Here is a 24358-nt window from a genome sequence, read left to right as displayed (position 1 = left end):
TAAATCCAGACGCTTACCGATTCGATTTGTCAAGCACGTGAAAGCCTTGTTCTTTTGTATCCATAAAATAATAACAATGTATAATATGATGAAACATCAAAATTTATTAGCACTTCTGTTAACAATGTTCTCTGTTATCACAGTTTCTTGTAGTAACGATGACGAAGATGAAGATTTAATGGGTAAATGGTATCGTGTTTCCGATTTTGACGGCCTGGCACGTGGAGAAGCAACCTCTTTCACTATTGGTAACAAGGGGTATCTCACCGGTGGTTATGACGGTAGAAAACACCTGAATGATCTATGGGAATATGATATGGAACTCGACTTTTGGACACAAAAAGCTTCTTTCCCGGGAACTTCCCGTAGTTCATCCACAGCATTTTCTGTTGGTGGCAAAGGATACTTTGGAACAGGTTATGACGGAAAAAACTACTACAATGATTTCTGGGAATATAATCCGAGCACGAATGTATGGAGTTCAAAAAAGGATTATCCGGGTAGCGCGCGAAATGATGCCACAGCATTTGGGTTATCAGATAAAGGTTATCTAGGTAGCGGCTATGACGGAAACTATCTGAAAGATTTCTATTGTTATGATCCGCAAACTGATACATGGGAACAAATTGTCAGCCTAGGTGGAAGTAAACGTCGAGGAGCTGCCTGCTTTGTGATAAATGATATTGCTTATGTTTGTGCCGGGTTCAATAATGGTGAATACGTTAAAGATTTCTGGAAATATGATCCTTCTCAAAAGCGTTGGATTCAACTTCGTGATATCACAGATACCTCGGATGCAACATACGACAATAAATATAACAGTATCACACGAATTTACGGAGTTGCCTTTGTCATTGACGGGCAAGCATACCTAACCTGTGGTAGAGCGCCTGACTTACGCAGCAATACTTGGAAATACTCTCCTACTAATGATTTATGGGAAGAAGTTGCCAAATTCAAAGGTGCTCCACGCACAGCAACCGCCTCCTTCTCTAATGGTGACAAAGGTTTCATCGTTACAGGCAGAAGCAATAATTACCGCTTTGACGACATATGGGAACTTCATCCATACGAATATGACGATGACAATTATGAAAATAATTAATATCAAAATCAGCACCTGCATACTTTGGATTAGTTTACTGTCGTTACTAACCATCATTCTTCTTCATCACTCAATTATGGTAATTGAGGATGAAGGAGAACCGAAAGCTGAACTGGAAATATTTCAATCTGGAAATGGTTGGGGGTATCAAATTATCATGAAGCAGAAAATTTTGATATACCAACCCACTATCCCGGCTATTGATACAGCAATTCCCTTCCCTGACGAGGTCAGCACACGTAAAGTAGGTACTCTAGTCTTAAAACGATTTAATGCTCACCGCAATTTTTCTGTATCAAAGCAAGAAGTTCTTCAATGCTTACCTTCTTATTAACTTTTTTCTATTGTACTATTCTTAAGGTATAGTTTCAAAACAACTATTCCATTTATACTATTTGGCTTATATACATTCAGAATGTATATAAGCCAAAATTCAATATAAATACGAAATTTCAATACATTTCTAATCAAATAAATTGCATCCTATAACAATAAATCAAAAGCAACAAGCATAGTTTTATTAACCTAACTTCCAAACAACTTCTCCCTTTAAAAGGAAGAGGGCGTTTCTCTGTATGCAACGGGTCGTTTCTTTAAAAGAAACGACCCGTTGGTTTTAAAGGAAATTAGGTACATATAAAGCACTATTATACAACGAATTACCCAGTTCATTCAATCATATACTTTCAGCAAAGTTTTTCAATACAAGAAAAAGAATATCAATATCAAAAAATTACAATCTAACAGCAATTATTTTACAAATCAAATCTAAAAAACAATGGTTACAGTTACTTTTCAAATCAAGCCCTATCTAGCGGCTTACATGTACACACGCTACAAAAATCACCTTGACCTCCCCCCAGACCGTTCTTCCTCCGCACTTTCTGCCATCCATCTCCTCGACACCCACCCCATCTACCACTTCCTCCACCAACTCTCCACTCCCCATCCTCCCAATATTTCATGGCACGAAACCGGAAATATCACTTTCACTCTCCCCCACCCAAGAAACGGTAAAAATCCAAATGTATATAATTATATAGGTCATGACAGTGCACTTATCATCGAAAAGGCAATAGAAGTAGAAATGAAGGCCGAACTTTACGAATTTCTACTAGACAACAAATACTGCCATGGCATCATGTTCAAAAAGTCGATGGAAACTTTCGTTGAACATTATAATATGGTAGAATTAGTGGAAGAAGAAAGTTTGATAAGAGGGTTTCAGAGGTGGAGGAAGATGATGAAAGGAAAATAATCATTATATGAAAACAAAAACTTTTTCAATCAAACATTATAATTATCAAAAATACTTTTCATTAATTTGTCAAAAACAAGACATAAAGCTATGAAATACTATATAAATCTCTTTTTCTCTTAGCATTGCATTGGCATTTTCTGATATTATTTGGAATCACATATCATTTACCCAAAAGTTACCAAATGATAGTACCTGATGGACTTATATGGTATTTTCCACTCTCAGACTTTGGCCTAAAGAAAATTGTGAATACTTTAAACAAGTTATTTTACAACAACAATCTGAAATGAAAAATTATCCTTTATATAAAAAAGTACGTTCATTCACAAAAATCAAAGTTTCCTGTGAGAAAGAAACAGTCATAAAAATACCTGATGAAACATCACAAGCAAATGGCGAAATTCGCCTTAAAAGAGATACAGCAACTGTCTCAAATCAAACGTTAACCACCTATGAGACTTTAACTTTCATCAAATCAGCCAACGAAACAGAAAAAGCACTTGCTGACAAATTTCCTTTCTTATATCCATCTAAAAGCCTTATATCCCATTTCATGCCTTCAAATTCAGGTTCAGGTATTCCTTCTATATTATAAATTAAATAGTAATCTCCCGAAGGTTCTTTATACCCTATTTTTTCCAACTTCTCTTTCGAAAAGATCCGAGGCCCTCTAGGAACCAATTTATATAATCTTCCAGTCAATAATTCTCCTTCTCCATGTAACAATAAATAACGCGCAGATATAACCTCTTTACTCAAATGTAAAGAACCATTAGCACTACCAGTACGAGTATTATATAATTTTCTTTTTAGAATCCAATCTAATTGTTGTTCATTTTTATAATACCCAATTAAGACGTATGTCTCATCAGGTAATAGATCGCGATTGGCCCCATAAGGTTCTGGCAGAGGCTCACGTAAACTACGATTATTATTTTTACTCAATACAGAATATGTATGATAAGCTAGCTTCTCACGTAAAGAGGTGCGATTTAGGAAATTATCAACTACATCATCAAGAAAAGTTAGAAAAGCCTGTATACTCTTATGATAATCCTTAGGCGAAATAGCAAAGGCTCCTAGCCCAGGAATGATTTCATGAAAGCCATGAATAACTTGATTTTCTGTTCCTGGATAAAGGATATAAGCTCCTCCTGTTCTTCGAATAGCATCTTTATAGGCATGCATTTTTAATAAATCAGCGCGCTTATAAGTTCCTCGCTCTTCCTCTCGCTTCATCTCCGATAAGTCATCGGATACTTCATCATTATTCTTATTTGTATTGTCACGAAGAAATAATTGTTCTATTCTATATTTCGCATCAAAATGTATATGCGTAATCAACTCTTCTCGTTCAGCTTCTTCACTAGTTATGTCTCCTGGCCATATTGTCAATGTATAGTCGGGACGAAAATTCCGAGTCCAGCTTCCTGATAATTGATAGTTATCTGTATAACTAAAAGTTCGATTATAAGAAAAACATATATTTAATTTACGACTATCTGTCTCATATATGCCACTCAACATAATCATTTTACCTTGCTTTAAGGTTAGGTTTAACTCATTACTACAATCAATGAGCTCTTCTTTACTTTTTGAGGGAATGTGAAACTTCTGGCTCAAAACATCTAATAATTTGAAGAAAAGCCAATACTCGTACAATCTGGCAACATCCTTTTTTCCAGCTCCATACACATCTTCACCACCTTGCCAAGTAAGTCGAGCAGCCATATCAAACATTAACCATTTCTGAAAGATTTCTCGATACCCTTCTTTTCTTTGTAAAATTGGACTATTTAAAGGCAGTACATTTATTTCTGAAATATTACGGAACAAAGGATATGACAGATACTGTAACAACTTCTCACAAACTAAAGAAGCTTCCTGTTTTAATCGTTGTCCAGCCTTAGAATGATGTTGTATAGAAGAACAAAATGTTAAAAATGAACGCAATACATACTTTATAAAACGATTTTCCGGAATATCGGCAGTTTCTTTTCTAAAAGCAACAGGCACGCAGCGTGGCAATGTATCGAAACGATCTTTCAAAGGATGTTGATTAGACAAAGAAACTCTATTAGTTGCACAAGCAAGTTGCCTTAGCGTATGTTGCCCCCAACGTTTTACATTACAAAGTTGCCTTTCTTCTTCTGAATCGATCCATCTCTTAACTGGAGACAATTGAATCTGATACATCGCATCTGCAAAAGAGTCACTATCAACAAGCGAACGAACAAAAGCAAAACGCTGATAATCTGATCTAGGATCTTTAGTTATATCTACCTCATAACGTTGTATCACAGGAGAACTTTGCTGCATAAGTAGCTCTGTACAAAACTCTGTGATATCCTCTAACATTCTACGGTAGTCATCACGATAACCGACTTTGGCGGAACGAATCTCAAAAGCAACCTCACCTACCTTTTTATTATCCTCTTTTTGTAAAACATCAATACTATATGTACCCACATAAATTCCTGTAGATATACATCCACGACTAATTGCTTGGCGACTTTTGCTATTAGTTAAAATATCTCTATCTTCTTGTAAATAGTAGCTATTCTTATCAAGCTCAAAATCATACATACAACCTTCTTGTAATTGAAAAGGAGATTCTCCATATTCTTTGGCGTCCTCACTTTTAAACAAAGTATTCTTTCGCCTAGCAAAAACATATAAGGTTGTACAATCACCATTATTTAAAGCAATATGTATTGATAACTCATCCATACGTCATGCTTCAGCAAAACTAGTAAAACCATTATCCAACGCTACACAATACATACGCCATATTTTTTCTGCAGACAGCGGATATTTAAATTGGTCATTGTGAACAAACTCTATTGTATTTTCCAGGGTTAACTCGGAACCCTTAACAAGGCAAAGATTCCATAATGCTTTTAGTACAGGTTCCACTTTCTTACGAGAACCATGTAGTTTTGGCAACAATTTTTGTATAATTGCGGCATCAACAATAGCATCACCTTCCAACTTTGTATTAACTTTCTCTGCTAAAGCCATAAATCGAAAAATCTCACAGGCTGTGCGATACCCAAATTCTGCATGTATTTTTTTCAACTCATAAAAGAAACATTCTAAAGAAGTAATAATAGACGCTTTACGCTCTTCAGAGATTTGCAAGCCCCAAGAATCAACTGCCAATTTTACGAAGGAAGTTGCTTGCTCAACGCCTTTATTATTGATAATATCTTTATGAATAGGCTGAAGCTTCTGCAAGAAATCTTTCATGTCCTTCTCCATAATACGAAATTCTAAGACATTAGCACGGTCTAAAACCTTAGGGCTAAACATATAAGTCGTTTCATCTACATTAATCGTTCCTATTATAAATAAGTTACGAGGCAATTTTATAACAGGAGTAATTTCTTTATCTATACAATTCTTCATTAAAGGAATCCCTTCTTCTGACTCCATTACACTCAAAAAATCAGAAAAGTAACGTTCAACATAACTTAGATTCATTTCATCAAGAATTAAGAAGTATGGCTTTCTTGGATTCTTGTTTGCTTCTATTATAAGATCCAATGCTCCATTATCGGGTTTTACATAAGCTCCTTTTTCCAGTGCATTAGGATATCCAATCAAGAATTCTCGATTTGTCCAATCTGCTCCAACAGGAATCATACAAACCTGTTTATCTATATCCTCACAAATCCATTTTGCAAACATCATGGCTAATTGCGTCTTACCAGAACCAGCTAGACCACTTAAAATAACAAAAGGCTTTGTCAACAATGACAAGATAAAACGAGAAACAAACTCTGATGAGAAAACAAGCCCTGTAGAATTTAAATCGTTCATAAATGATTCAGGCTCAAAATCTTTCTCGTCGTACTTTTTACTTTGACCAGATAAAGCAATCAACGAGTTTTTATCTGAAGTTATTATGTTCTTATACTGGGCTATTATTCTTTTCAAGTCTTCTTCAATTAAAGTATAATTCAAAGGTTTGGTTGTATCGTACACCGCATAAACATAAGAATCTCCATATCTATCCGGTATTATATTTCTTTTTTTAAAATAGGAATTAATCGTTTCTACATTAGTATCTAAATTCCAGGTAACAACTGGCACAGTCCCTTCGCTGACACCATAAGCCAATACCAAAATATTATATTTCTTATAAAAGAGATATACAGGATATATTCCATTACTTGTTTTTTGTCCCTGTGCTAAAAAAGAAATCCATGGTACACGTGCTAAACTGGCCATTCCAAAGCTTACTTTCACTTGTAAATCATCAAAATACCTTATATAATCTTTGGTTTTCAAACTATTACCTTTAGCTTGTTCTAAAAACTTTACTAATGTTTCCAATATAGAATTGGATTCGCTCTTCAAAACTATTTTAAAACCATTATCTTTCAATATCTTAAAACAAGTAGTACCTTTTCCGCCTTCAAATTCATTACGATCTAATTCTTCTCCATTTGCAAAAATATTAGCATAAGCTAAAACCAATTTGGGTGGAAACCTTTTTCCATTGTATAACAGATCATAAGTGGACGAATGAGCTTGAGGTGGAATACCCTCTTCTTCTATTTTACGGATACCCTGAAGAATATCATCGCGTTTTATGTTTCTAGGTAATTCTTTCATAATAAAGTTATTTGTACTTTTAACTTCCTAACTAAATCACCGTAAAAGTACAAATTATTTAGAAAAATCAAACAACAAACGGGTATATCATAATTATTATTTTACAGGGTGTTACAATAACAACTATCATCGCATTATACCCAAAGGGGTATATTAAAAACCCTAATTATCATTTTTACACCCGAAACAGACAAATTAAATCGACTTTCTCGGTTATAATCAAATAAGGCCAAATTACCTAGACAAGAATCATTTGGAAAAACTTCAAGCCAATGTGGTCGCTATCTGATGTACATTTTCTTAAAAGAACAGGGAAAAAAATTCCATTCTCAAAAACAATCACTATATTCGCAAATCAATAATACTTTATTTATGGACACTGACATTATTACATTCTTAAGATTAAACTATAGTTTATCATCACGCACTGGAAATATTGAAGAAGAGCGTTATATCAATAAATACAACATCGAAGTATATGAAATTCAAATAGATAAAAACGACAAAGAAAGTGCTTCATTAATAGGAAAAGTAAACGTTAAACTTTTCTTATGGGAGCTATGTATAGAAGATAATTATTGGGTTGATGATTTATTTTCCCAACTCGATCATAATGAACTAGGAGGTCTATTATTTGATTATGATACTAACAGTTTTAAAAAAGAATGGCAAGAAAAAATCGACGAATCATTCAACTCAAATATTCTATATTTAGATCGAATTGAAATTCTACCTGAATATCGCGGAAAAGGATATGGTAAACTTATCACGAAAGATATCCTGCTTAGATTAAATAGTTCATATGGAATTGCAATCCTAAAAGCTTTTCCATTACAATTAGAAGTTAGTCATCCTAACTCTTCTAAACAGGATAGTGAATGGAATACTAAAATGAATTTTAAACAAATGGAACAGGATAGTAATATCGCCAAAAAACAGTTATACAATTTTTATAAGAAAATGGGATTTAAACGTTATAAACGAAGTGAATACTTTTATTTAAACCCTGCTTTTCCAAATCCCAAATTAGACAAAATAAATATTAATGAATTATCCTAACAGTATTTTAACAGCTCTCTAATTTTTCGATTATGATCGAAAACTGTTCGCTTAACGTAGACTTTTCCGATTATAATCGAAAATTTCATTTTATCAGATTATACATTAAATCTCCCCATTCACCCCTAATCCGAACAGAGCAAAATCGCCCAAACAAGGATCATCCGGAAAGACTTTAGCCAATGCTGCCGTTATCTGACGGGCATTTTTCAGAGAAAAGTTTTCCGCATCCGTCAACTTGAAATAATGGGCTACCCGGCAGACATGTGTATCCAAGGGAACAATCAAATCCCTGCGATCAAAACTCTCCCAAATGCCCAAATCGACTTCCGAGTCCCGACGAATCATCCAACGCAAAAACATATTCAGTTTCTTTTGAGGGCTTTTGGCAGAGACTTCAAGAAATGCACATAGCTTTTCCATCGGTATTCCGGGGTATGTCTTCAAGGCTTCTTCCAGACTTTCAAACTGTGTATAAGCAATGTATAATCGCTGAAAATATCCATAGAAATCAGCATGTGACAGCATCCGATAAAAACTACCGGTTGCTCCCGATGGGAAATCTCTCTCCCACTGACGGGACAGTACATACTGATAAGGCGAATCTCCCATTAGCCCGTGCAATTCGTCCGCTTTCTTCAAGATCTGTTTGCGATTGCCAAAACTCATAATCGCTGTCAGCAAACCGCTGACTTCGATATCCTGTTTCAGCGTATAACGATGGGGAAACTGCACCGGATCGCTTTGTATAAAGTCTGCGCGATGATACATCTCCGCACACATCAAAAGTTTATTCTTTATATCTTCAGTCATTTCGAGAAAGTATCAAGTATTGAAAGTACAAAAATACATATTCTAGTTGGATTTCCTCTTTAAGTAAATGATAGATTGTATCCCTAATAAAATAACAAACAAATATTCTGCCGTCATATACACAGTCAGAGAAGCATGAAAACATTCACTTAACAGATACAGATAAATCAAATATACAAGAATGGTGATTAACTGGAAGATAAAGGCGAGCTTCGTCTTTCCTGTACCGGTAACAGCATTGATATAAACATATCCGGGCAGTGCAAAAGCATAATTCAACAGCATAACTATAAAAGGATAGAAAGCTAGTCTCACCAGATTATCGTTATTCGTATAAAATCCGATAACCCATTGGTTACCCCAAAGAGCCATAACTATCAATGGCCCCCCCACGGCATAACCCAACCTAAGAACTTTATGGCAAACGGGAAAAAGTTCCTTCCCCTGCCCCGCCCCAATTAGATTGCTGACTAATGAACCAGTAGTGGATGCAAAAGAGTTGACAATCACAAAAAAGACGGTAGAAACACTACGAGTAATATTGGAAATAGCAAGCTCTGTCCTTCCCAGATGCTCGATAGCAACGAAGAACAGAAACCAGGGAGCAACGCTGACAAAAGAGTGAAGCATACTCCATACAGATATCCTCAACAACTTTATTAACACTTTCCCATCATAAACGACCTTCAGCCCATATTTCACTTTATCTACCCTCACCCACATATATAATAGGAGTACGATAAAAGCTCCGAACTCTGCCAAAGAAGAAGCCATCGCCGCCCCGGATATACCCAGATTCAGTTTGAATATCAGCAGATAGTTAAAAGGAATATTGATACAGATAGCCATGATAGCTGCCACGGACAATGCTTTGGTCGTTGTTATCCCTACCAGAAAAGACCGGAAAGCTAAAAAAGGAAATGAGAATAACAAACCGAAGCTACGCCAATCCAGATAATGAATCACTGCCTGATAAATTTCATCCGAAGTTATCAACCGGCGCAGGATCAAGGGAGAAGCCAAATGGAGCAATAGGCAAAGAATGACTGCCATCCCCGACAGGAAATATACTCCCTGAAAAAATGTACGTCCCGTCTCTTTATAATGTTGTTCCCCATTTCTCCGGGCAATCATTACCTGCAGCCCGATGCTGAATCCGAAGCCCAACATATAAACAGCTAAATAATAGATTCCGGCAAGCGCAGAAGCTCCCAGTTCGACTTCTCCCACATGCCCCAGGAAAATAGCGTCGGTAATATTGATTAATTGTTCCATCAGAATGCTCATCATCACAGGAAAGTTGATGAGCCATATTTGCTTATATGTATAATTCATTGCTCAACTTAAAAATAACACGATACGGTATACCACATCATAGCAGCACACAGTTCCGTAAATTTATAAAAATGGATATAAAACTCTTTGCCAGGCGAGTAGTTGCCTGTCGGATAGCTGAATAGCCCTGTTAGAAATGATGCTATTCGTTGAGCGTAGCTATATGCAGAGTTTCATAAATGGATGAATATTGCTGGTTTATCAATCAATTACGCAACAAAGATAAGAAATCTTATTTTCATATCCCAATGTGGTATGGTATTAGCAGATTACTTATAGTAAAGAAATGTATTAAAAACATTGATTGCAACATTAACAGATTGATTTATACAGATATACCATATTCTAAAGCTAAGGAATAATTCTTAAATATCTTTCTCTTTTGAAAAAAGGCATATCATTTTGAAAAGAGTAGTAACCAATAAATAACCAGATAACAATGAAAGTTTGTAAATTCGAGAAAATTAAAGATGAGGATGAAATGAAGCAAGTAATCAATTGTATTCAGAAAGAACATCCTTATGTAGCTGTAGTCCCTATATTGGCACAATTACAGGAGTGGTTACAGGCTATTTCCATCAGTTGGTTTCACGAAGAAGATGAAGCTTCTCATACCACAGTCAATGCCATCGAAGCATATTGCTGTACCCTTGCCAATCATCTCATTACAGATTCGCACTTAAATCAGGAAATTAAAAACCGGATTCTGGAGTGTATAAAGAAAATACATATACTTGTAGAAGACAAAGCAGATTTACTGATTGATAAAATGATAAAAGCGGAAGTATACGGATTATCCAGCGATTTATTCACTTATTGCTTACGTCAACAGGGTCTTCGTGCCCAAACATTAGATACCGGCAAACTTATACAGATCAACCTGGAAAGAAAGCCGGACATCCCATATATTCAGGAATCTATCCAACAATACATTGACGAGAACCGGAATGTAGATATTTTTATCGCCCCACTTTCCATTTGCAGAAATGTGTATGGTGAAATAGACTTTATGAGCGAACAACGCAATGATTACTATGCAACAGTGCTTGCCACCCTATTCAAAGCGGACGAAATGCTGTTATCCACCCCTATCAACCATATCTACGCAAACCGGAATTGTCTGCGAGAACAACATTCACTAACTTACATAGAAGCCGAACAACTGATTAACAGCGGAGTACACCTGCTCTACGCAGATTGTATCACCCTTGCGGCACGCTCTAATATAGTTATCCGCCTAACCGATACACACGATCTGTCAACAGAACGACTCTATATATCTTCCCATGACACAGGCAACAGTGTCAAGGCCATCCTCTCACAGGATTCGGCTACCTTTGTACGTTTTACCTCATTGAATGTATTGCCCGGATATTTGTTTATGGGTAAGATATTGGAAGTTATCAACAAATATCAAATCAATGTCATCTCAATGGCCTCATCTAATGTATCTATCTCGATGATGCTGACAGCCAGTCGGGACACCCTGCGAATCATTGAAAGGGAACTACACAAATATGCCGAAATGGTTATGGACGAAAATATGTCTGTAATACATATCATCGGCTCACACTATCTGTGCACAGCACAGATAAAAACAAACTAATCAGTTCGCTATCCAAACAATTTCTCGAAAGCCAGTGCGTGGCCTGATTAAAATGTATATTCAGATTTTATATTCCTCTATCTTCCGATACAACGTAGTAAGTCCGATTTTCAACAAGCGGGCAGCTTCCGTTTTATTCCCTTTCGTATATTCCAACACACGCGCAATATGCCTGCGCTCCATTGCAGCCAGTTCAAAACTACCTGTACTATCGTCCGAACATTCATAATGAGTGTTCTGGATTTCCAAAGGAAGGTCGCAGATATCCAGCCGTCCACCTTCGCAAACAATCAGGCTACGCTCAATCACATTTCTCAACTCACGGATATTCCCTTTCCACGGCTGTTGTTCCAGCGCTTCCAAAAAAGCAGGAGTCATCTCATTGACGGCATACGAAAGTTTTTCAGAGAAACTTTTGGCGAAAGCAGTCGCAAGAATCCTGATATCACCGGTACGTTCGCGAAGCGAAGGAAGATGCACCTGAAAAACCGAAAGACGATAAAACAAGTCCTCACGGAAATGCCCGGCTTTGATCTCCTCCTGCAAATTCCGGTTGGTAGCAGCGATGATACGCACATTGACTCTTGTCGGCTTGGTATCACCGATCTTTATATATTCTCCTGTTTCAAGGATACGCAGTAACTTTGCCTGCAATTCGAAAGCCATCTCTCCGATTTCATCCAGAAAGATCGTTCCGTTATTGGCCTCTTCAAAAAGCCCTTTCTTATCTTTCAACGCACCGGTAAACGAACCTGCCTTATGTCCGAACATCTCGCTTTCGAGCAGTTCTTTGCTGAAAGACGAACAGTTGACCGCCACAAAATTCTGTTTGCTCCGCTTGCTGTTATAATGTATAGCCTGCGCAAAGACCTCCTTTCCTGTTCCGGTTTCTCCCGTCAGCAATACGGGAACATCTGTCACAGACACCTTCTGCGCCAAAGACACCGACTCTTTCAGCACTTTTGACTCCCCCAGGATAGAATCGAACGAGTACATTTGCCCGACCTTCTTTTCCAGTTTTTCGAGACGGATATTCATTTTTGCTTTCTCTACGGCACGACTAATGAGAGGGATAATCTTGTTATTATCGTCTCCTTTCGTTATATAATCAAACGCACCGTTTTTGATAGCCTGCACCCCGTCGGGAATATTGCCGTGAGCAGTAAGAAGAATCACTTCTACATTGGGAGCTATTTTTTTGATATTCAAAACTAGATCCACTCCGTTTCCATCAGGAAGAAAAACATCGCATAAAGCTACGTCGGGCGATTGAATTTCCAGTTGTTTGATGGCAGCTTTGCAATCACCTGCCTGACACACTTCATAGCCCTCAAGTTCCAGCATACGAGCTAAAAGGCTGCGAATCTGGACTTCATCGTCAATAATAAGAATTTTATTCATACAATTTGTCTACATTAAATAGAAGAATGAAAAACAGGGTGCGCAAATATAGTTTTTTTATCTGAATCCATGAACATTTCTTCGATCCTGTTTGTTATTTCCATAGGAAACTATTTACACTATAAACAGATGAAAATAATTATTATTGGGGGAGTTGCAGGAGGAGCCACCACTGCTGCCCGAATCAGACGAGTAGATGAAACAGCAGAAATTATCCTTTTGGAAAAAGGAAAGTATATATCATACGCCAATTGCGGGCTTCCTTATTATATAGGAGGAGTGATAGAGGAACGGGATAAATTGTTCGTGCAAACGCCCGAAGCCTTCTCTACACGCTTCCGTGTAGATGTACGTACAGAAAACGAAGCGATTTTCATTGACCGGAAAAGAAAGACAGTGACCATCCGGCAAAGCAGTGAAGACACTTATGAGGAGAGCTACGATAAATTAGTCATCTCCACCGGAGCTTCCCCGGTGCGTCCTCCTCTTCCAGGAATCGACCTTAGCGGAATCTTCACGTTAAGGAATGTCACCGACACGGATCGGATCAAAGAATATATCAAGAGCCACGCTCCGCGAAAAGCCGTTATCGTAGGAGCCGGATTTATCGGTCTGGAAATGGCGGAAAACTTACATACACAGGGAGCGAAAGTGTCGATTGTGGAAATGGGCAATCAAGTGATGGCTCCTATTGACTTCTCGATGGCATCGCTCGTCCACCAGCACTTGATGGATAAAGGAGTCAATCTTTATCTGGAACAAGCTGTCGCCTCTTTTAGCCGGGAGGGAAAAGGGTTGAAAGTAACGTTCAAAAACGGTCAGTCCATTTCTGCCGATATCGTTATCCTGTCAATCGGAGTACGCCCAGAAACCAGTCTGGCACGAGCTGCCGAACTGACTATCGGCCCTGCAGGAGGTATTGCCGTGAATGATTACCTGCAAACGTCTGATGAATCGATTTATGCCATCGGTGACGCAATCGAGTTCCGCCATCCGATCACCGGAAAACCCTGGCTCAACTATCTTGCCGGACCTGCCAACCGTCAGGGACGCATCGTTGCAGACAACGTTCTCGGGGCAAAAATACCTTACGAAGGTTCTATCGGCACTTCAATCGCAAAAGTTTTCGACATGACCGTTGCTTCAACCGGTTTACCCGGCAAGCGCCTGCGCCAGGAAGAGATAGATTATATGTCATCTACCATCCATCCCGCCTCTCATGCCGGCTACTATCCGGATGCCATGCCGATGAGTATCAAAATCACTTTCGACAAAAAGACGGGAAGATTGTACGGCGGGCAAATCGTCGGTTACGACGGAGTGGACAAACGGATTGACGAACTCGCGCTTGTCATCAAACACGAGGGAACGATCTACGACCTGATGAAAGTGGAACAAGCGTATGCTCCTCCGTTCTCTTCGGCCAAAGATCCGGTAGCACTGGCAGGATATGTAGCGGAAGACATCATTACCGGCAAAACCAATCCGGTATATTGGAGAGAGTTGCGGGACATTGAAATGGAAAATAAGTTCCTGCTGGATGTCCGCACCCCGGACGAATATTCTTTAGGCAGCTTACCGGGCGCCGTGAATATTCCGCTGGATGAGCTTCGTGACCGGCTGGCCGAACTGCCGAAAGATAAAATGATTTATACCTTCTGCGCTGTCGGACTACGGGGGTATCTTGCCTACCGGATATTGACTCAACATGGATTTGACAAGGTGCGTAATCTCTCGGGAGGACTGAAGACTTATCGAGCTGCCACTGCTCCGATTATCATACGCGAAGAAAATGGAAATGAAATAGACGAATCACCCGAACAACAGGGAGGTAGTCCCCAAGTTGGGCAACCTGGGGTTGCTAAGGTTTCGGATACCACGGTTACTGCCACTGCTGCCGTCACCGCCGATACTCTTGCAAACCCCGCTAAAACAGTTCGGGTAGACGCCTGCGGATTACAATGTCCCGGCCCGATTTTGAAAATGAAAAAAACAATGGATACACTGGCGTCAGGCGAACGGGTGGAAATCACCTCAACCGATCCGGGATTTCCGCGTGACGCTGCCGCATGGTGCAGTTCAACGGGCAATCAACTGATTTCGAAAGACAGCTCCGGAGGAAAATCTGTTGTTGTCATAGAAAAAGGAGAACCAAAATCGTGCAATATTGTTACTTCATGTGAGGGCAAAGGAAAAACCTTTATCATGTTTAGTGATGATTTGGATAAAGCTTTGGCTACTTTTGTACTAGCAAACGGCGCAGCAGCTACGGGGCAGAAAGTCACCATCTTCTTTACATTCTGGGGACTGAACGTCATCAAGAAGTTGCACAAACCGGAAACCGAAAAGGATATTTTCGGAAAAATGTTTGGCATGATGCTGCCTTCCAGCTCCAAAAAGCTGAAACTTTCTAAGATGAGTATGGGCGGAATAGGCGGAAAAATGATGCGGTATATCATGAACAAAAAAGGGATTGATTCACTGGAATCCCTGCGCCAGCAAGCGCTGGAAAACGGTGTGGAATTTATTGCTTGCCAGATGTCAATGGACGTGATGGGAGTCAAACAAGAAGAACTCCTGGACGAGGTGACCATTGGCGGCGTAGCAACGTATATGGAACGGGCGGATAACGCAAACGTTAATCTATTTATTTAAAAAATGAACAAATGAAATATTTAAATAAGGTATGAAAACAATATGTGCAATGCGTGATGTATTCAAAGCAATGGGAAACTTTGAAACAGCATTTGAAAAAATGTACCAGATAACGCTTAATGAAGCAATGATATTGTGTGCCCTTAAAGAGGCTTCGGACAAAGTGACGGCTACCAACCTGTCTAAACAAACCGAACTAAGCCCCTCACACACATCCAAAATGCTGCGGATACTGGAAGAAAAAGGACTAATCGTCCGATCACTCGGAAGTGAAGACCGGAGACAGATGTATTTCCATCTGACTCAATTGGGTAAACAACGGGTAACTGAACTGGAACTTGATAAGGTAGAAATACCGGATCTACTAAAACCTCTGTTTTAATAAACGGATTTTTCAAATAAATATCTGTAAATAATAAACGGTGAGCAAACTCCCTGATAATAGGGCAGAGCGCTCACCGTTTTTCTTTCCGCCGGGCCAAAGAAATATGTTAATTTTCCGGCAAAAGAAATTTCCACGCGAACCTTTTTCCACCTTTCTTGTTGTTTGTATCAAAAGCCCAAGGTACCTGGGCGTGATTTTTATATAACCTAAACATTATAAAAGATATGAAGAAATTAATTCCTATTTTATTGGCGGTCTTTGCACTCGCTTCATGTGAAAAAGACCCGGACATGGGTAAACTGGATGACAATTATCTGGTATACACTAACTACGACAAGAAAGCCGATTTCAAAGTTCCTACATTCTATCTGGCACCACAGATTCTGGTCATCAGTGATAGTAAAGAACCGGAATATCTCGAAGGTGAAGGCGCAGAACAAATTCTGGCAGCTTATACAGACAATATGGAAGCTAGAGGTTACGAAGCAGCAGCTGACCAGGAAAGCGCAGATCTTGGTATCCAGGTAAGCTACATCGCAAGTACTTATTATTTCACCAGCTACACACAACCTGAATGGTGGTGGGGTTATCCCGGATATTGGGGCCCTGGCTACTGGGGTGGCAACTGGGGTGGTGGATGGTACTACCCGTATGCAGTAACTTATAGTTATAGCACCAACTCCTTCCTGACAGAAATGGTGAACTTGAAAGCCGAACAGGGAGACAGTAAAAAACTGCCTGTTGTATGGACAAGTTATCTGACCGGATTTGAAACTGGTTCCAAAGCTATCAACCGTACTCTTGCAGTAGAAGCTGTCAACCAGTCATTTACACAGTCACCTTATCTTACTAACAAATAAACAACTACAACTGTTATGAAAACAAGAAAAAATATATACTTCAAGGTAGTAGCCTTGGCGGCTATTGCCATCGCCTTCGCCATGCCGGCTAAGGCACAGCTATCGGACAATGGATATGCAAATATCGACTGGCAGTTCAACGCTCCGCTAAGTAACAATTTTGCTGATAAAGCAAGCGGTTGGGGTATGAACTTCGAAGGTGGTTATTTCGTTACTCCTAACATCGGTTTGGGTCTTTTCCTCAACTATCACAGCAACCACGAATATGTAGGTCGCGAAACCTTCCAGATGGGTGCCGGTGAAGTGACTACCGATCAGCAACATACCATTTTCCAATTGCCTTTCGGTGCTGCTGCACGTTACCAGTGGAATCGTGGTGGAGCCTTTCAACCATACGTCAGTGCTAAATTAGGTGCTGAATATGCTAAAATCCGCTCTAATTTCAGCATGCTGGAAGCAAGAGAAAACAGTTGGGGATTCTACGCTTCTCCTGAAGTAGGTATCAATGTATTCCCATGGGTTTACGGACCGGGCTTGCACTTTGCTTTGTACTACAGCTATGGTACCAACAAGGCTGACGTACTGCATTACAGTGTAGATGGATTGAGCAACTTCGGCTTCCGCCTGGGTGTATCCTTCTAAGGCTGGCTGACAACTATCAGAATTTACGTTAATAATAAAAAAGGTAAAAGGTAGCTTTTAATATAGGCACCTTTTACCTTTCTTTTTTTTATTTTTTCTTCATCGCATCATAAATCGCCCCTTGTATTCGCTCACGAATGTGCAGTTGGTTCAGTTTGCGATTTGTTACATCCGGATAAATCCGGTTGCTAAGGAATACATAAACCAGTTCATTGACCGGATCTACCCATGCACATGTACCGGTAAAGCCGGTATGACCGTACACTCCGGCAGGTGCGGCAGGAGCACAATTTCCTTTCTTCGGATCATCAGCATCCGGTTTGTCAAAGCCCAAGCCACGCCGGCTGATCTTTGAAGTTTCCGTAGTAAACAACTGGCAGGTTTCTTTGCTTAGATAGCGTTGACCATCTATTTCTCCTCCATTCAGCAACATCTGATAAACGCGGGCTACATCACGGGCAGTAGAGAAAAGTCCGGCATTTCCGGCCAATCCGCCAAAGAAAGCGGAAGCCTCATCATGCACAAATCCCTGCAAAGTCTCTTTACGCAAGAAACGGTCTTTGTTGGAAGGGACAATTTCCGATTTGGCAAAACGGCGTAAAGGCAAGTAGCCTGTATACTCCAACCCCATCGGTTCGTAAAACTCACGTTGCAGATAGGCTTCCATAGGCATACCGGCCAGTTGTTCTACCAACATGCCCAACAGAATGAATCCGACATCACTATATACATAGCGTTTCTGCTTTAACGGAGCTTCCATTATTTTCTCTTCCATCACCTTCCGGAAAGAACGGTTTAACCACAAACTATCGCAGATTTGAACAGTGTAATCACCGGTCTTGACGGGAGAGACGTATTCACTTTTGAATTTGAACTTCGGATTCGCCCATGAAGTCGTTCCCAACTGTAACGGATGATGCGCGTCTTTGCGTGCGCTGAACAATCTTCCGTCATAACTATCCTTATCAATGGCTTCTTGGTAGAAAGGAATCCAGGAAGGTAAACCAGACTGATGATACAGGATTTCCTGAATCGTTATATCTTTCTTATCAGTACGTTGCAAAAACGGTAAATGATCCGAAATCTTATCTGTCAGATTGAAACGTCCCTTATCGTAGAGTTTCATGATGGCAAGCAAAGTGCCCGTCGTCTTTGATAGGGAAGCCAAATCGTAGATACTGGTAGATTCGACACGCGGACTTCCTTTACCCGCATAAGTGCCGAAAGATTTGTCGAACATGATATGCCCGTTTTTCAACACTACCACCTGGCAACCGGGATAAGCTCCCTGACGAATACCGTCTAATGCGATGGAATCAATGCGTTTCAAATGAGTGGAAGAAAGCCCATATTCTTCCGGCACGAAATGCAATGGCGTCTTGGGGGTAATGGTCACTCCTGCTCCCGTTGGAAACAGTTCTCCCAAGCTTGCCGACAACTGTCCGTCTGCGGATGCCTTGGCAAATAACACATCTGCGACCTGACGCTGCACGTCTACATTGTAACTATGTCCCAACACGACTGCCGAAGCATGAGCCACGGCCCGCTGAATCTGTAACATCATCTTCCCAGGAGTGAAGAACAGATAAATAGCCGGACTTTGAGGAGCAAACTTCGCAAAGAAAGGCTGATAAGAAGCCAAGCGCTGTTCGCTAATGGCTACAATGATTCGTTTATAGGTAGACAGAGAATCACGCAACCGTTGGTTTTCCTCTTCTGTCTGATTAGCGCGAAGGCAAAAGCGGACCAAAGAGGTATAACGGGAAAGTTGTTTGGCCAATACATCAGTTTTTCCGGGATTTCCCACTTCGAGCAGTGCAATCTTCTGTTCCTTGTCTGTATGTAGAGGAAGGATATGATTCTTGTTATTCAAAACGGTTATTGCCGCTAAATTCAACCGACGAACCAGGTCACGTGTCTGCGGACTGTTAATGCGTTGTTCCAGACCGGATAATTGTACATACGATTTCTTCTTAAGTCCCAACACATATTTATAAGTCAAGACTTTGCGGCATTTGCTTTCAATCTCTTCACGGCTTAGTTCCCCTTTTTCAACAGCTTCCAGTACGGCCGGTATCTCTTCCTTCAGGTTCCGGGGAGACAGTACCATGTCATTACCTGCTTTCAAAGCCTGCAAACTGACATTTCCATTTCCTGCCACACCTTTCATGGCAAGCGCGTCGGTAAATATCAATCCCTTGAACGCCAGTTCATCGGTCAGCAAATCATACACGACATTGCGGGACAAGGAAGACGGAAGTCCGCCAATAGGTTCAATCACCGGAACTTGCAGATGCCCCACCATCATACCGCCCAGTCCGGCACGGATGGCCTCTTTAAAAGGATAAAGCTCCACACTATCCAGACGCTCGCGAGTGAAAGGAAGTACCGGAAGCGCTTTATGCGAATCGACATCGGTATCCCCGTGTCCGGGAAAGTGTTTGCACACAGATAACACCCCTCCACCTTCCAAACCGGAAGCATAAGCGATTACCTTATCGGCCACTTGGATCGGATCTTCGCCAAAAGAACGGGTATTGATGACAGGATTTTTAGGGTTTATATTCACGTCCGCCACGGGAGCAAAGTTTACCTGTACTCCAATCTGCCGGCATTGACGGGCAACTTCACGTCCGTACTCATAAAGCAGCCGATTGTCGCGTATACATCCCAGCACCATATTTCGCGGGAAGACAGGCGTACCGCGCAAGCGCATAGACAACCCCCATTCTCCATCAAAGGTAATCATCAAAGGTACTTTGGCTTGTCGTTGCGCCCGGTTCGTCAGTTCGACCTGGTTTTGCATCTTCCCGCCGGAAAAGAGAAGTCCGCCTACTTTATAAGTGTCGATGACTTCGCGCAGCAGTTCCAGGTTTCGTTTGGTGTCTACCGGAGCAATGGTATAGATGAATAACTGACCTACCTTTTCTTTAAAGGAAAGTTTATCCATCACCGAATCAACCCAGTGCCGGCAGTCCTTGTCCTGAAGGGCTTTGTACACCAGCAGAGGTTCAACGGTGGTAGCATTTTGCGCCGGACTCGAAACTGTGCCGGCCGCGATAAGGAATAAAAGCGTTACTATTGAGGGAATTATCTTCATTTATGTTTCAATGTCAAATCGAGACGGCCTACACGAACACCATTTTTTCCTGTGTGCATGACAGGCACCTCTTTTCCGTCCATATTCAAGTATGTTTTGGGGCCTTCCATAAATGTATGGGAGTGTCCACCCAGAATCACGTCGATATTGTGTGTTCCGGCAACCAGATGTTCATCCATCTGGATGCCCAGATGAGACAGGCATACGACCAGATCACAACCTTCTTCCTCTTTCAACAAGGTAGCTATCTCGTTGGATACACGGATAGGATCTTCATAAACGACTCCTTCGCATTTATTGGCCTGAATCATTCCTTCCGGCTGGGTTCCGAGACCGAACACGCCAATTCTCAAACCATATTTCTCCAGAACGACGTAGGGCTTGACTATATCTTTTAACACCGTAGCATCCAGATTATAGTTGGCACAAACGACCGGAAAATCAGCCATCTTAAAAATACGGGCCATATTATCCACATCGAAATCAAACTCATGGTTACCGATTGTCATTGCATCATAGCCCATTTCATTCATCAGTTTGATTTCTACTTCTCCACGGAACATATTATAATAAGGTGTCCCCTGGGAAATATCTCCGCAATCGAAAAGCAATACATTCTTATGATCTTTGCGGAACTCTTCGAGAAAAGCAGCCCGGCGGACAAAACCACCTTTGTTATAATATCGGTCGCCCTTCTGATTGATAGGTTCGATACGGCTATGCACATCGCTTGTTTGTAAAATGATAACTTCTTTGGTATCCTGCGCAAAGATTGAAAAAGTGAAACTCAATGCAAGACATAGCAGGAATAATATCTGAAATCTTTTCATATTCAATATTTTTAGATTCTCCTTTTTTATTTTATCGTAATACGTCCGTCCAGTTTGGAGGTAATCACTTTGCCTTCGGCTGTTTGTTTGCGTACATAATCAAGAAACAGTCCGCGTAAGGTAGCATCTTCGGGGCATACTCTCTTTTCTGCCTGCAGGAACGCATCCATTCGTCCGTTTCCATCTGCCAGATAGTCGATAGTAGCCACTGTGTAAAGCTGGTCATCCTTTAGCGGTTTTCCGGCAATAAATGCGTTCAGCAGCTTTCCGTCTTTTGTGATTTCGAGGCGGATACCGCTCACTCCTTCGCCATGCAGAGACGCTATTGCTTCACAAAGCCGTCGCAAGTCTGTCCCTTTCATAGTCAATACACAAAGGGAATTCTCGAAAGGAAGAATTTCAAAAACATCTCCTACCGTGATATCTCCTTCGGGCAAGATATTACGCAAGCCACCCATATTTACCAATCCCATATCGGCCGGTTTCCCCAATACCTGGGTTGCCGCTTGCTGTAAAACACCCGCGACAAGGTCGGATAGCAAGCTTTCAGGAGCTCCTTTGTCCATCTTCATCGCACTGGTACCGATGACTTCATACATCATCGCATCCACCTTTTCCTTATAAGGCTTTAAGATTTCGGTAGCTTTCACGTTGGGAGTGGTGTCCCAAACAGAATCAATCGTTATCATGCTACCCTCTACTTTGGTTACTTCGTACTGTGCCGTAGTCTCGCGTGCGGTCCGGCAGGAAGTAAACAGGAAACCTCCTGTCAACACTGCCACCATCAGATACTTTACATAAGTCTGTTTCATGTTCGCTATTTTTAGATATGCTACAAATATACAAAAACATTTGGCTATCTGGCAAATAATTCGTTACTTTGCACCGCTTTCGCGCAATCGCTGTCAAGAGAAGAGATACTTGGTATGTTGCGTTGTAACGATGAAACAATTTAATAATAACAACAATGGATTTAATTAAAATTGCAGAAGAAGCATTTGCTACCGGAAAACAGCACCCGAGCTTCAAAGCAGGAGACACTGTAACAGTGGCATATCGTATTATCGAGGGTAACAAAGAACGTGTACAGTTGTACCGTGGTGTTGTTATCAAAATCGCCGGTCACGGAGACAAGAAACGTTTTACTGTACGTAAAATGTCAGGAACTATAGGCGTAGAAAGAATTTTCCCAATCGAATCACCGGCTATCGATAGCATCGAGGTGAACAAGGTAGGTAAAGTTCGTCGCGCTAAATTGTACTACCTGCGTGCTCTTACTGGTAAGAAAGCTAGAATCAAAGAAAAAAGAGTTAACGGCTAAGCCGAACTTTTCGATTCGAAATAAAAAAGGGAACTTCATAATGAATGAAGTTCCCTTTTTTATTGCTACCATTCTCGCAAAGCTATTATCTGGGAAGTACATTTTCTCAACTATACTCACACCTGTGAGAAAAAATACTCATACCTATGAGAATATATTCCCATTAGTATGAGTATTATTTCTCATACTAGTGAGAATAAACCCTTTTCTGAATAGGCTGTAGATGCCTTGTAGATGGCGGAAAGGAATAATAAAACAAAGCCCCGAAAGTCATAGACTCCCGAGGCTTCATCACCTTTATTATAATAATGATATATTATTCTTTCAAATCTTTCAGTTCCCAAGCCAATGCACTGGCACCCAGTACAGCAGCATCAGAATCCTTCAATTCGGAAACGAGCAATTTCGTCTTACCTTTATAGATATTCAGGATATTATCATCAATGGCCTTCTGAATCGGTTTCATGATATAGTCACCGGACTTAGCCAAGCCACCGAACAATACAATGGCTTCAGGGCTGGAGAATGCAATAGCATCCGCCAAAGCTTCACCCAAGATATTACCTGTAAATTCGAAGATCTCCTGTGCCAATTTATCACCTTGTACAGCTGCATCATATACATCTTTTGAAGTAATGTTTTCTGCAGGAATGTTACGAAGCAAGCTGGCATCCGTACGAGCGGCAAGGAATTCGCGAGCTGTGCGAGCTACACCGGTAGCCGAACAGTAAGTTTCCAGACATCCCTTACGTCCACAACCGCAAAGACGACCATCGCGACGAGCGATCACGTGTCCTAATTCGCCTGCAAAACCGTCATGTCCATATACCATCTGGCCGTTGATAACAATACCACTACCCACACCGGTACCCAGTGTAATCATGATAAAGTCTTTCATACCACGGGCAGCGCCATAAGTCATTTCACCGATAGCAGCAGCATTTGCATCGTTTGTCAAAGCAGTGGGGATACCCAGTCTTTCTTCAAACATGGCAGCCAACGGAAGAATTCCTTTCCAAGGCAAGTTCGGAGCAAATTCAATCGTTCCCGTGTAATAGTTACCATTCGGAGCACCGATACCGATGCCTCTGATTTTATCAACGCCACCATTAGCAATAATCAATGGAAGCAGGCTTTTACACACTTCATCAGCGTATTCTTCTACTGTAGGATAACCAGATGTTTTGATTGAACTGCTGGCAATAATAGTTCCGCGTGCGTCTACAATTCCAAAGACGGTATTCGTTCCGCCTATGTCAATACCTACTACGTAGGGCTTTTCCATGTTTGAATTCATGATACTTTTATTTAAAAGGGTTAGTTAATCATTAAGTTTACTGCACACAAATTACGTAAAGAAGATTG

19 protein-coding genes are annotated in these 24358 nt (G+C 40.5%); 10 read left to right on the top strand and 9 right to left on the bottom strand.

Annotated elements, in window-relative coordinates:
- The first annotated feature begins 88 nt into the window (after positions 1-88).
- The 3 genes from DW862_RS15440 to DW862_RS15430 all read left to right on the top strand — a co-directional run bounded on the left by DW862_RS15440 (position 89) and on the right by DW862_RS15430 (position 2363).
- Entirely contained in the window at positions 89-1105 is a 1017-nt protein-coding gene (locus DW862_RS15440; protein WP_087323645.1) for a kelch repeat-containing protein, read from the top strand.
- The gene (locus tag DW862_RS15435; RefSeq protein ID WP_087323648.1) at positions 1092-1439 is read left to right on the top strand and encodes a DUF4907 domain-containing protein; all 348 of its coding nucleotides are present in this window, start codon (positions 1092-1094) and stop codon (positions 1437-1439) included. The genes DW862_RS15440 and DW862_RS15435 overlap by 14 nt, the downstream gene beginning before the upstream one ends.
- 444 nt (positions 1440-1883) lie before the next feature.
- Positions 1884-2363, top strand: coding sequence for a hypothetical protein (locus DW862_RS15430; protein WP_120069161.1), 480 nt, complete (start codon positions 1884-1886; stop codon positions 2361-2363).
- Positions 2364-2816: 453 nt separating this feature from the next.
- Here the strand turns inward: DW862_RS15430 and DW862_RS15425 are convergent, their stop codons facing one another.
- Both DW862_RS15425 and DW862_RS15420 read right to left on the bottom strand, forming a co-directional pair.
- Positions 2817-5096, bottom strand: coding sequence for a DUF2357 domain-containing protein (locus DW862_RS15425; protein ID WP_087323272.1), 2280 nt, complete (start codon positions 5094-5096; stop codon positions 2817-2819).
- Positions 5097-5099: 3 nt separating this feature from the next.
- Positions 5100-6986, bottom strand: a complete 1887-nt coding sequence (locus tag DW862_RS15420; RefSeq protein ID WP_087323275.1) for an McrB family protein — start codon at positions 6984-6986, stop codon at positions 5100-5102.
- Between the two features lie 372 nt (positions 6987-7358).
- On the opposite strand from DW862_RS15420, the gene DW862_RS15415 reads away from it, so the two are divergent.
- On the top strand, positions 7359-8045 hold the full coding sequence (locus DW862_RS15415; RefSeq protein WP_133304329.1) for a hypothetical protein: 687 nt from the start codon (positions 7359-7361) through the stop codon (positions 8043-8045).
- A 105-nt stretch (positions 8046-8150) separates the two neighbouring features.
- Here DW862_RS15415 and DW862_RS15410 read toward each other — a convergent pair whose 3' ends face one another.
- Both DW862_RS15410 and DW862_RS15405 read right to left on the bottom strand, forming a co-directional pair.
- Complete coding sequence (locus DW862_RS15410; RefSeq protein ID WP_087323282.1) at positions 8151-8858, bottom strand: TIGR02757 family protein; 708 nt, start codon at positions 8856-8858, stop codon at positions 8151-8153.
- A 42-nt stretch (positions 8859-8900) separates the two neighbouring features.
- Positions 8901-10193, bottom strand: coding sequence for an MATE family efflux transporter (locus DW862_RS15405; protein ID WP_015531680.1), 1293 nt, complete (start codon positions 10191-10193; stop codon positions 8901-8903).
- Between the two features lie 439 nt (positions 10194-10632).
- Here DW862_RS15405 and DW862_RS15395 point away from each other — a divergent pair, with 439 nt between their 5' ends.
- A complete protein-coding gene (locus DW862_RS15395; protein ID WP_120069158.1) occupies positions 10633-11799 on the top strand; it encodes an aspartokinase in 1167 nt (388 codons plus the stop codon).
- A gap of 60 nt (positions 11800-11859) precedes the next feature.
- Here the strand turns inward: DW862_RS15395 and DW862_RS15390 are convergent, their stop codons facing one another.
- Entirely contained in the window at positions 11860-13200 is a 1341-nt protein-coding gene (locus DW862_RS15390) for a sigma-54 dependent transcriptional regulator (RefSeq protein WP_008026237.1), read from the bottom strand.
- Positions 13201-13329: 129 nt separating this feature from the next.
- Between DW862_RS15390 and DW862_RS15385 the strand changes: the two genes are divergently transcribed.
- The 4 genes from DW862_RS15385 (at position 13330) to DW862_RS15370 (ending at position 17742) form a co-directional block, all read left to right on the top strand.
- Positions 13330-15855: an FAD-dependent oxidoreductase gene (locus DW862_RS15385; RefSeq protein ID WP_008026236.1), complete on the top strand. Its 2526-nt coding sequence runs from the start codon at positions 13330-13332 to the stop codon at positions 15853-15855.
- Between the two features lie 31 nt (positions 15856-15886).
- Positions 15887-16237, top strand: a complete 351-nt coding sequence (locus tag DW862_RS15380; protein ID WP_004314299.1) for a winged helix DNA-binding protein — start codon at positions 15887-15889, stop codon at positions 16235-16237.
- 227 nt (positions 16238-16464) lie between these two features.
- Positions 16465-17100 (top strand): DUF4136 domain-containing protein, encoded by a 636-nt coding sequence (locus DW862_RS15375; RefSeq protein WP_004314298.1) that lies wholly within the window; start codon positions 16465-16467, stop codon positions 17098-17100.
- Between the two features lie 15 nt (positions 17101-17115).
- On the top strand, positions 17116-17742 hold the full coding sequence (locus DW862_RS15370) for an outer membrane beta-barrel protein (RefSeq protein ID WP_008019936.1): 627 nt from the start codon (positions 17116-17118) through the stop codon (positions 17740-17742).
- An 88-nt stretch (positions 17743-17830) separates the two neighbouring features.
- On the opposite strand, the gene DW862_RS15365 is transcribed toward DW862_RS15370, so the two are convergent.
- From DW862_RS15365 to DW862_RS15355, 3 genes are read right to left on the bottom strand one after another with little or no spacing between them, the layout of a single operon-like run.
- On the bottom strand, positions 17831-20842 hold the full coding sequence (locus tag DW862_RS15365; RefSeq protein ID WP_120069155.1) for a glycoside hydrolase family 3 N-terminal domain-containing protein: 3012 nt from the start codon (positions 20840-20842) through the stop codon (positions 17831-17833).
- Positions 20839-21672 (bottom strand): bifunctional UDP-sugar hydrolase/5'-nucleotidase, encoded by an 834-nt coding sequence (locus DW862_RS15360; protein WP_015531673.1) that lies wholly within the window; start codon positions 21670-21672, stop codon positions 20839-20841. The genes DW862_RS15365 and DW862_RS15360 overlap by 4 nt, the downstream gene beginning before the upstream one ends.
- A 26-nt stretch (positions 21673-21698) precedes the next feature.
- Positions 21699-22484, bottom strand: coding sequence for a 5'-nucleotidase C-terminal domain-containing protein (locus DW862_RS15355; RefSeq protein ID WP_008026233.1), 786 nt, complete (start codon positions 22482-22484; stop codon positions 21699-21701).
- A 155-nt stretch (positions 22485-22639) separates the two neighbouring features.
- On the opposite strand from DW862_RS15355, the gene rplS reads away from it, so the two are divergent.
- Positions 22640-22993 (top strand): 50S ribosomal protein L19, encoded by a 354-nt coding sequence (gene rplS / locus DW862_RS15350; RefSeq protein WP_008026232.1) that lies wholly within the window; start codon positions 22640-22642, stop codon positions 22991-22993.
- A gap of 316 nt (positions 22994-23309) precedes the next feature.
- Here the strand turns inward: rplS and DW862_RS15345 are convergent, their stop codons facing one another.
- A complete protein-coding gene (locus tag DW862_RS15345; protein WP_004315007.1) occupies positions 23310-24290 on the bottom strand; it encodes an ROK family protein in 981 nt (326 codons plus the stop codon).
- Positions 24291-24358: the final 68 nt, after the last annotated feature.

This window comes from Bacteroides sp. AM37-9 (assembly GCF_003603455.1).
In the GTDB taxonomy this organism is placed as follows: domain Bacteria; phylum Bacteroidota; class Bacteroidia; order Bacteroidales; family Bacteroidaceae; genus Bacteroides; species Bacteroides xylanisolvens.
This window is presented reverse-complemented; position numbering and strand designations above follow the sequence as displayed.